The sequence below is a fragment of the Micromonospora sp. ABR4_055 genome (genome assembly GCF_056160425.1).
Window position 1 is genome coordinate 1 of the sequence record NZ_JBSWXD010000212.1, and the last position, 8,946, is coordinate 8,946.

Annotated in this window: 7 protein-coding genes; 2 read left to right on the top strand and 5 right to left on the bottom strand. The window is 70.4% G+C overall.

The annotated features are described in order from the left end of the window. Positions 1-194: 194 nt before the first annotated feature. Genes ACXAHD_RS29665 through ACXAHD_RS29685 form a run of 5 tightly spaced genes read right to left on the bottom strand, consistent with a single transcriptional unit; the run spans position 195 to position 6,815 of the window. Positions 195-1,568: a nitrosuccinate lyase gene (locus ACXAHD_RS29665; protein ID WP_475054770.1), complete on the bottom strand. Its 1,374-nt coding sequence runs from the start codon at positions 1,566-1,568 to the stop codon at positions 195-197. Continuing rightward, positions 1,565-3,481 (bottom strand): FAD/NAD(P)-binding protein, encoded by a 1,917-nt coding sequence (locus ACXAHD_RS29670; RefSeq protein ID WP_475054773.1) that lies wholly within the window; start codon positions 3,479-3,481, stop codon positions 1,565-1,567. The genes ACXAHD_RS29665 and ACXAHD_RS29670 overlap by 4 nt, the downstream gene beginning before the upstream one ends. Beyond that, positions 3,478-4,686: an FAD-dependent monooxygenase gene (locus ACXAHD_RS29675; protein ID WP_475054776.1), complete on the bottom strand. Its 1,209-nt coding sequence runs from the start codon at positions 4,684-4,686 to the stop codon at positions 3,478-3,480. Before ACXAHD_RS29675 ends, ACXAHD_RS29670 begins: the two co-directional genes overlap by 4 nt. Next, positions 4,686-6,257, bottom strand: coding sequence for a class I adenylate-forming enzyme family protein (locus ACXAHD_RS29680; RefSeq protein ID WP_475054779.1), 1,572 nt, complete (start codon positions 6,255-6,257; stop codon positions 4,686-4,688). Before ACXAHD_RS29680 ends, ACXAHD_RS29675 begins: the two co-directional genes overlap by 1 nt. Before the next feature lie 3 nt (positions 6,258-6,260). Continuing rightward, positions 6,261-6,815 (bottom strand): SRPBCC family protein, encoded by a 555-nt coding sequence (locus tag ACXAHD_RS29685; RefSeq protein WP_475054782.1) that lies wholly within the window; start codon positions 6,813-6,815, stop codon positions 6,261-6,263. Positions 6,816-6,953: 138 nt separating this feature from the next. Between ACXAHD_RS29685 and ACXAHD_RS29690 the strand changes: the two genes are divergently transcribed. After that, positions 6,954-7,922 (top strand): NADPH:quinone reductase, encoded by a 969-nt coding sequence (locus ACXAHD_RS29690; RefSeq protein WP_475054785.1) that lies wholly within the window; start codon positions 6,954-6,956, stop codon positions 7,920-7,922. A 56-nt stretch (positions 7,923-7,978) separates the two neighbouring features. Further along, on the top strand, positions 7,979-8,815 hold the full coding sequence (locus ACXAHD_RS29695) for an SDR family NAD(P)-dependent oxidoreductase (protein WP_475054789.1): 837 nt from the start codon (positions 7,979-7,981) through the stop codon (positions 8,813-8,815). The last annotated feature ends 131 nt before the right edge of the window (positions 8,816-8,946 follow it).

An 8,946-nucleotide genomic window follows, 5' to 3' on the forward strand; every position in this document is an offset into this window, starting at 1 on the left:
AACGAGCCCACAGTTGCGCAGGTGTCCGCCCCCTTGGGGGGGGAGCGACGGTTGCCTCCCAGGGGATGGGCGGGGGCTCACCATCGGTCACTGGGTAAACCCCGCACCCTTTGGTTGGGGCCTCCACCAGGTGACAGATGCTGTTCGGCGCAACGGGCGGGCCCCTGCTGGCGAGGACCCTCGGTGGGAGCGGATCAGCCGGGCAGGGCCCGGTCCACCAGGACGGTGGCGGCCCCCGTATACGCCCTGGCGTCCAGCAGGCCAGCGCAGGCGGACCCGTCGAGGTGCGGTGCGACCTCGGGATGAGAGGTCAGCACCTCGACCAGGGATCGGCCGGTCACCTCGGCCGCCCGGGTCACCTCGGTGACAACCGCGCTGGCCCGGCTCCGGCCCAGCACCGGGGTCAGGACAGCCGCCACCCGCTCGGTGACCACCTGGCTCCCGGTCAGTTCCAGGTTCGCCAGCATCCGTTCCGGCCGCACGGTCAGCCCGGCGGCCAGCTCAGCAGCGGTGTGGGCGGCCCCGCCCACCAGACGCAGCAGCTCACGCAACGGCAGCCACTCGGCCTGCCAACCCCCGGCGGACCGCTCGTCCTCAGCGACCAGACACCCGGTCAGGGCCGCGGCGAGAGCCGGGGCCTGCAGGGCGGCGCTACGGACGAGAGTGGACAGGACCGGATTACGCTTGTGGGGCATTGCCGAGGAGACCCCCCGACCTGCCGCCGCCGGCTCAGCCACCTCGCAGATCTCGGTACGACCCAGCACCTGCACGTCAGCAGCGATCTTCCCGAGGGCTCCGGCGGTCAGCGACAACGTCGCAGCGAGGTCCGCCATCGGGGTACGCAGGACGTGCCAGGGCAGGTCAGCCGGTGCCAGGCCCGTCTGGGCCGCGTACTCGACGGTCAGGGCCTCGGCATAACCGCCAAGGTCAGAGATGCCGTCGAGCACCGCGTACTCGAGGTAACCGGCCAGCGTGCCGGCCGCCCCGCCGAGGGAGACCGGCAGCACCACACCGGCCAGCCGGTCCCGGGCGTCCAGAACCAGCTTCCGCCACCCGGCGACCTTCAGTCCGAAGGTCGTCGGCACGGCATGCAGAGTGAGGGTGCGCCCGGCCATGACGGTGTCCCGGTGCTGAGCCGCGAGTCGACCCAGTGACCCCGCGGTCAGAGTCAGATCCGCCTCGATGAGCCGCAGCGCCCGGCCGGCCACCAGCATCACCCCGGTGTCGAGGATGTCCTGGCTCGTGGAGCCGCGATGGACGTATTCGGCGGCAGCCGGGTCCTGCTTCACCACCAGGGCGGTCAGGGCTCGGACCAGGGCGACCACGGGGTTTCCGGTTTCCCTGGCGGCGACCGCGATGGCCCGCAGGTCGAACAGCTCCGCTCGGGCGCAGTCGGTGATGACCTGGGCGGCCGGCTCCGGCATGGTGCCGAGGCGGGCCTGGGCCCGGGCCAGGGCCGCCTCGGCGTCGAGCATGGCCTGCAACCAGGCGCCGTCGCTCACCAGAGCCTCCACCGGGGTGCCCGCCCGCACGGGCGAGAGTAGACCGGTATCGCTCTGCTCCGTCATACGATCACTCCGATCAGACCATCGTCGGCGTCCGCGTCGTCGTGCGCGTGGGGGCGCAGGGCCGCCGGCACCTCGGCGACTTCCGGCAGGGAGAGCACCGTCCTGGCGATGGCGTCCGAATCCGCGAGGATCACCGAGTCGACCCCGGGGCGGATCCCGGCGGCGGTGACCCAGTGCACCGACTCGGTGGGCACCCCGTACGCGAAACGCCGGGGGTGGGCCTGGCCCTTGCCGTCCACAAGGTGGTACGGGCGTTCCGTCACGGCCAGCCCCCCGGTCTCGTAACCCCCGCCGCCGGAGATGCGGTACGGGGCCGCCTGGTCTGTGTCGAGCAGGTGCCGCAGCAAGGGATCGTCGGTCCGCCGCAGGTCCGGCTCGGGAAGTCTGGCCTCGATGAGCACCCGTGCCCGCACCGCGGGGCCAGGCACCGACGAGGAACCGCAGACGAAGGCAGGGTCGACCACGTCCATCCGGATCCAGGTCCCCGGCCCGGTCACGGTCAGCAGACCGGTCTCGATCAGGGCGATCATCTGCTCGACCCGCAGGGCCGGAGGTCCGATGGAGAGGTATCCGTTCAGCGGGGTGTACCACCCCTCCAGGTCATCGCGGTGGGAAGCCCCGGTCAGGCCCCCGTGGTCCACCGCCAGCCGGATCTCGTTACGCAGGTCCCGCAGCACGTCGAGGGCAGCCTTCAGGGGCCCCTCCACATTGCCGGCCCGCGCTTGGGCGACATCCTCGCGAAGATAGTCCAGAAGCCAGGCCCGAAACTCCTCCCGGTCGGTGAACTGCCGGCTCCCGTAGGGCCGGGACAGCCGCTCCCAGCACCACCGGTCGTTCTCGGCGATGCCGTACTCGTCCAGCAAGGCTGCGACGTCACCGTCCAGGTCGAGAGCGAGCAACCGCCGCCGGAAGCTCTCCCGCTGCGGGCCGACCCCGAGCAGGGTGCTGTAGTAGACGTACTCGACCTCGCGGGAGATCACCGGCCAGAGATCCCGGGCGAAGTTGATCGGTCGAGCCAGCCCGGCAATGTACTCGGCAGTGAGAATGACCGGCAGGTGCCGCCCGTATGCCCCCTTCTGGTTCTCCCCCCGGGAGTGGTAGGGCACCCCCCGCCGTGAGCTGGCGTACAGCCGGGGTTCCCGCCCAGAGGGGAGGTAGGCCAGGGTCCCGTCGGGCCGGCGCTCGAACCGGCCGCCCCGGCCGGTCGTGAACAGGGCCATGTGGTCGAAGAAGTTCAGCCCCAGGCCCCGCAGGAGCACCGGTTCCCCGGCCCGAATGCCATCCAGGTCGAGATCCGCCGGGTTGGCCGGGGTAATGTAGCGAAGATTGTGGATGCGAGCAAGGCTCGCCGTGCGGGCCTGCCGGGCGGAGAGCCGCACCGTCTGGTGGCCCAGCGCCAGCACCACCGCGCTCAGTCCGTGCAACCGGGTGCCGTCCGCCAGCCGTACCCCCTGCGGGCCCCCCGGGACCCCGTGGGTGTCGGCCAGTGCCACCGCCCGGGACCGGTGGCACCGGATGGTCACCTGCCCGGGGGCCCGCTCGATCACCTGCCGGAAGGCATCCTGCAGATAGCGGCCGAAGCAGGCCCGGGTCGGGTAGGAGTCCGGGCCGAGGGCCTGGGACTCCTCGTCGCCCTGGGTACGCGCCCACTCGTACAGACTCGGTCCAGGCTCGATCGGTCCCTCGATCAGGGAACTCGGGTCGGTCCAGACGGTGATCTGGGAGGCCACGGTGTTGGTGAGCAGGAACCGGGACTGGTCGGAACGCCAGACCGCCCCCGCTCCGGCCACTGCCGGGTCCACCACGTGGACGGTCAAGCTCTGGTGGGTCGGCCTGGCCCGCTCGTTGGCGCAGATCCGCTCCAGCACGGAAAGGCCTCGCGGCCCGGCCCCGATGATGCAGATCTCGGTCATGTCGCTGCCCCACTCCGGGTCCGGTCGACGGCCGCCGGAGTGGCCCGCATCCCGTGCATCCAGGCCAGACTCTCCCGCAGTTCCCGCTGAGTACGGGCGGCGAGCATGGCGTTACGGGCAACGGCGGCGTCCCCGGCGGGGTGCCACAGGTCGGTGCTGGCCCGCGCCACCCGCTGGATCTCCGCGGTCCGCCCGTACCGCTCGGCCGCGTACCTGGCGAGCTGGTCGGCCACCCCGGAACCCCCGGTGAGGTGCCGGGCCAGCACCACGGCGTCCTCCAGCGCCTGGCAGGCGCCCTGGGCGGCGTAGTGCAACATCGGGTGTGCGGCATCGCCGAGGAGGGCCACCCGGCCGTCCGTCCACCTGCGCACCGGATCCCGGTCGATCAGGGTCCAGGTCCGCCAGTCCTCTCCCAGCTCCAGCAGGCGCTGTGCGGTTTCACCGAAGGCGGGGAACTCGGCCCGGGTGCGGTCCCGGCTCACCGGCACCCCCGCAGCCACCCGGGTGCCGCCGTCGACGCTGCTGGCAGCGAGGTTCAGCGACCGGCCGCCCGCGATCGGGTAGTGCACGAAGTGGCAGTTCGGGCCGGCCCACCACACCACAGAACGGTCGAACCGCAGGTCGGCGGGGACCCGATCCATGTCGATGACCGCCCGGTAGACGGTGATACCGGAGACCCGTGGCTCCCCGTCCGCGACGAGTTTCTGACGGATCGTCGAGTGGATGCCGTCGGCACCGACAACTACCTCGCCCCGGATCCGCTCCCCGCCGGCGAGCTCCACCCAGGCGGTGTCGGCATCCTGGCCGTAGCCGGTGACCTGGGCGCTGCTGCGCAGGTCGATCGAGCTGGTGGCCCGGCATCGGTCCAGCAGGACGGTGTGCAGTTCGGCACGGTGCACCACCACGTACGGGCTGGCGAACCGGCGACGGTAGTCCTCCGTGAGTTCGAGGCTGGTCACATGCTCACCGGTGACTCCGTCCATGAAACGCAGCTCGTTCATGTGGACGGCCGAGGCCCGGACCGAGGCCCCGACCCCGAGGGCGTCCAGAGCGTGCAGGCCGTTCGGGGCGAGTTGGATACCGGCCCCGATCTCGGCGAACCTGCCGGCCCGCTCCAACACGGTCACCTGGTGACCTACCTTGGCCAGCGCCAGAGCCGTGGCGACGCCACCGATCCCGCCGCCGGCGACAACTACCTCAGCCATCACATGCCCCCGCTCCGGGCGGCGAGTTCCCGGGCCAGCTCCAGACGTTTGATCTTGGTGGTGGCGGTCTGCGGCAGGTCCTCGATGCGCCACTGAATCGGCTCGGCCATCGGCGGCAGACCCGCCGTGGCTGCCCGCCAGGCCCCCGGGTCGAGCGGGCTGCCGTCCCGGGTGCAGATCACCGGTACGGCCACCCCGTTGGTCCCGGGCACGATGACCACTTCGGCGAGTTCGGCGATCCGGCCGAAGAGGGCGTCCTCGGCGGCGAGGGTGGACCCGAAGCCCTCGATCAGGTCGACCTCCCGGTCCAGCATGTGCACGCAGCCCCACCGGGTCCGATAGCCGACGTCACCCATCCGCCACCAACCGCCGGGGGAGACCTGCGCGTCGTAGCGCTCCTGCTCGCCCAGGTAGGTCACGATCCGGCCATCGCTGCGGACCTCGATGTACCCGGGACTCTCCGCTGAAGGGGGCCGGCCGTCTCGGCTCACCACCCGCACACTGGTCATGCCCGGGAACGCCATGCCGACGCATCGCCCGTCGGCGCGCTCGTCCCGGTGGCGGGTGTATGTCCGCCCGATCACCGGGCCCACCTCGCTCTGGCCGTAGAGCTGACCGAAGAGCGGCATCCGGCGGCGGGAGGCAGCGAGCAGCCGGCGCACCGTACGGGGATGGATCGCGTCAAAGGTCGAGCTGAAGAGCTTGACGTTCGCCAGCGGCCCCCGCGGATCGTCGGCGAGTTCCTCCCACTCCATGAAGGAGTTCGGGTGGGCCTCCAGCACACCCGGCCGCAGCCGGGCGAAGAGGGCCGCCGCCCGCTCGGGGTCGGAGTCGACCAGCACCGCGGTGGGGCATCCGTGCAACAGCGCCATGGCCAGCGCCGTCATCAGCCGGGAATGCACGAAGGATACGTGAATCGCGAGGGTCTCCCGCCGGCGCAGGAGTGGGGCCACCGCCGATATCTGCGGCCGGTACCGGGCCTGCAGGGTGCGGCCGGTGTGGACGGCCAGTTTGGGGATGCCGGTGGTGCCGGAGGTGTGGGTGACCAGAGTCGGGTGATCAGGATTCAGGGTGACCGCAGGGACCCTGGGAGCTGCGGACAGGGAGGCCAGCTCGATCGCCTCCGGATGACTGCCTGTGGTCAGCAGGACCCGCCTGGCCTGTTCGAAGACCGAGCCGGGTAGGCCGGCGAGCTTGGCGCTGTCGGTGAGCAGGTACGGCCGGTCGGTGCGCCGAACCAGCTCACCGACGGTCCGACCGTCGAGCTTGGGAGAGAGCAGGATGGGCACCCCCCCGATCCGGACCGTCGCGAAGGCGAGCAGGGTGATGTCGAAGTTGTTGGTCTTGTGGATCACCACCCGCTTGCCAGGGCGTACCCCGGCCGCCCAGAGCCGGGAGGCGTAGTCATCGACCAGGTCGGCGACCTCGGCGACCGTGGCCCGCCGTCCGAGCTCGGGCGCGATGTCCAACTCGTGGTCCAGGATCAGAACATTGGTGGGATGCCGGGCCGCCGCCCGCTCCATGAGCGTACCGAGCCGGATTCCCTTGTTCCTGATGCGCTGCAGCAACATGACTCATGCCCCCTCGTTGGCGGCGTGGCGCTCGACAACCCGCCGAATCCGCTCGACCGTGACCAGAAGATCAGCAGAGATCTTCTCGCCCCACTCCCTGAAGAAACGCTCCCGCTCTGCGGAATCCATTTCCGCCGTGATGCCACGGATCCCCTCGGTGGGCTCTCCCATCCGGAATCGGTGGATCAGTTCAGAGCCGCCGTCCGCAGTCGGAAGAATCTCGTAGATCCAGGTGCTGTCCTGCTTCTCACCGGCCCTGGTCCGCATCGACCAGCCGAAGATCCGACCGGGCTCGGCGACGACCACCTCGGACTCGGTGAACCAGGTACCGCGTACCACCGGCGCCCAGGCGACCACTTCGGGCGACCGCACGTTCTCGCCCCGGAACACGGCGCCCACGGTGCCCGGGACGCCGGCGACCCACTCGCCGCCGACGCACTCGGGACTCCACTCGACACTGCATTCGAGGTCACTCACGACCCCGTACAGGACATCGGGCGGGGCCGACACCCGGGTCTGCGCCGACAGTTCAAACAATGGTCGGGTTACGGAATGCATGGCGCTCCTCCCTGTTTCCTCACCCCTCGTCTATCTCGACCCTAGGTAGGGAAGGGAGTCGGATCGATGGCCCCGCGATAAGCTTTTCTACTTGGTAATAGACCATCGATGCATGGGAACCGTGCCATGGTGACCGGTATGCGAGCTGCCTATATCGAGCGCCTCGGACCGCCCGAAGTGATCCTGAACGGCGAGTTACCGGACCCCGTACCCGGACCGACCGACGTGGTGGTGGAGACCCTCACGACTACGGTGAACCCGGTCGACACCTTCGTCCGGGCCGGAATCTTCCGCACACCGGTGACCTTTCCGTTCGTGATTGGCAGGGACCTGGTGGGGCGGGCCGCCGTGGTGGGGCCGGGGGCCCCGGGGTTCCGCCCCGGCGACCTGGTCTGGGGAAACAGTCTCGGGCACGGTGGACGGCAGGGGGCCGCCGCCGAGCGGGTGGTGGTCCCGGCGGACCGGCTGTACCGGTTACCGGAGGGGGTGGATCCCCAGTCCGCAGTCGCCGTGGTGCATCCCGCCGCTACGGCGTACCTGGGACTGTTCCGGCACGGGAACCTGCAGGCCGGCGAGACCGTACTGGTTGGCGGCGCTGCCGGCAACGTCGGTCGGGCCCTGGTCTCCCTCGCGGTCGGTGCCGGTGCCCGGGTCGTCGCCATCGCCGCCCCCGGGGACTTCGACACCTGCCGGGAACTGGGCGCGGCCGAGGTGTTCTCGTACGCGGATCCAGGGCTGTCGGATCTCCTCCGCAAGGCAGCCCCCGACGGAGTCGACCTCCACCTGGACACCGCCGGCCGCAACGACCTCGAACTCGCTGTCGACCTGCTCGCACACCGGGGCCGGATCGTGCTGCTGGCCGGGGCCCGGACCACCCCGATGCTGCCCGCCGGGCGGCTCTACATGAAAAACGGGTCGGTGCGCGGCTTCGTGATCTCCCATGCCACGACCGCAGAACTCGCCGAAGCGGCGACGACGATCAACCGAATGCTGTCTGCCGGGATCCTGCGATCCCGGCCGGTGCGGATTCTTCCGCTCGAAGCGGCGGCGCAGGCGCACCGAATGGTCGAGCAGGGCACCGATAAGAGGATCTTATTGGGGATCTGACGAACAATTACGATACGGTTCGAGACACCGAGGCAGCCGAGATGAAAGAGAGAGCCATGAGCAAGGTTTGGTTCGTGACCGGATCATCACGCGGCCTCGGCCGCCAGTTTGTCACCGCGGCGCTGTCCCGCGGCGACCGGGTGGCGGCCACCGCCCGCAACCCCGACGCGCTGGACGACCTTGTGGTCGAGTACGGCGCCGCCATCCTCCCACTGGCTCTGGATGTCACCGACCGGGCGGCCTGCGTCGCTGCGGTGCAGCAGGCCGACGAGCACTTCGGCCGCCTCGACATCGTGGTCAACAACGCGGGATTCGGACTGTTCGGGACCGTCGAGGAGATCAGCGAGGCCGACATCCGGGCCCAGATCGAGACCAACCTGTTCGGAGCCCTCTGGGTCACCCAGGCGGCCCTGCCCTACCTGCGGGATCAGGGCAGCGGTCACATCGTGCAGATCTCCAGCGCCGGCGGGGTGCTGGCCTTCCCTGCCCTCGGCGGGTACCACGCGTCGAAGTGGGCGCTGGAGGGCTTGAGTGAGTCGCTGGCCCAGGAGGTGGCCGGCCTGGGAATCAAGGTGACCATCGTGGAGCCTGGGTCGTTCGGCACCGACTGGGGTGGAACCTCCGCCGTCTTCTCCGCCCCGAATCCAGCCTACGGCCCGCTGCGCGAGGCGATGGCCGGGTTCCAGTTGCGTCAGGGCGATCCGGTCGCCGCCGGGCGCGCCCTGCTGGCAATCGTCGACGCCGAGGAACCCCCGTTGCGGGTGTTCTTCGGCAGCCAGCCGCACGAGGCCGCCCAGGGGGTCTACGCCGGCCGGCTGCAGACCTGGGCAGCCTGGTCCGAGCTGTCGGCCCGGGCCGAGGGAGAGGCCGCCCTGGAGGGGGTACGCGCCTGAGTCCCCGCTGTCGGGGTTGGGGGGGGGGGGGGGCGAGGGGGGGGGGGGGGGGGGGGGGAGGAAAGGGGCGGGCAACAAAAAAAAGAAAAAAACCCGGAGGAAAAAAAAAAACAAACACCCCATACCCCCCC

Coding starts and splice junctions, on each gene's coding strand:
- ACXAHD_RS29685 (WP_475054782.1), bottom strand. CDS start 6,815: ATGCATTCCGTAACCCGACCATTGTTTGAACTGTCGGCGCAGACCCGG.
- ACXAHD_RS29675 (WP_475054776.1), bottom strand. CDS start 4,686: ATGGCTGAGGTAGTTGTCGCCGGCGGCGGGATCGGTGGCGTCGCCACG.
- ACXAHD_RS29665 (WP_475054770.1), bottom strand. CDS start 1,568: ATGACGGAGCAGAGCGATACCGGTCTACTCTCGCCCGTGCGGGCGGGC.
- ACXAHD_RS29690 (WP_475054785.1), top strand. CDS start 6,954: ATGCGAGCTGCCTATATCGAGCGCCTCGGACCGCCCGAAGTGATCCTG.
- ACXAHD_RS29670 (WP_475054773.1), bottom strand. CDS start 3,481: ATGACCGAGATCTGCATCATCGGGGCCGGGCCGCGAGGCCTTTCCGTG.
- ACXAHD_RS29695 (WP_475054789.1), top strand. CDS start 7,979: ATGAGCAAGGTTTGGTTCGTGACCGGATCATCACGCGGCCTCGGCCGC.
- ACXAHD_RS29680 (WP_475054779.1), bottom strand. CDS start 6,257: ATGTTGCTGCAGCGCATCAGGAACAAGGGAATCCGGCTCGGTACGCTC.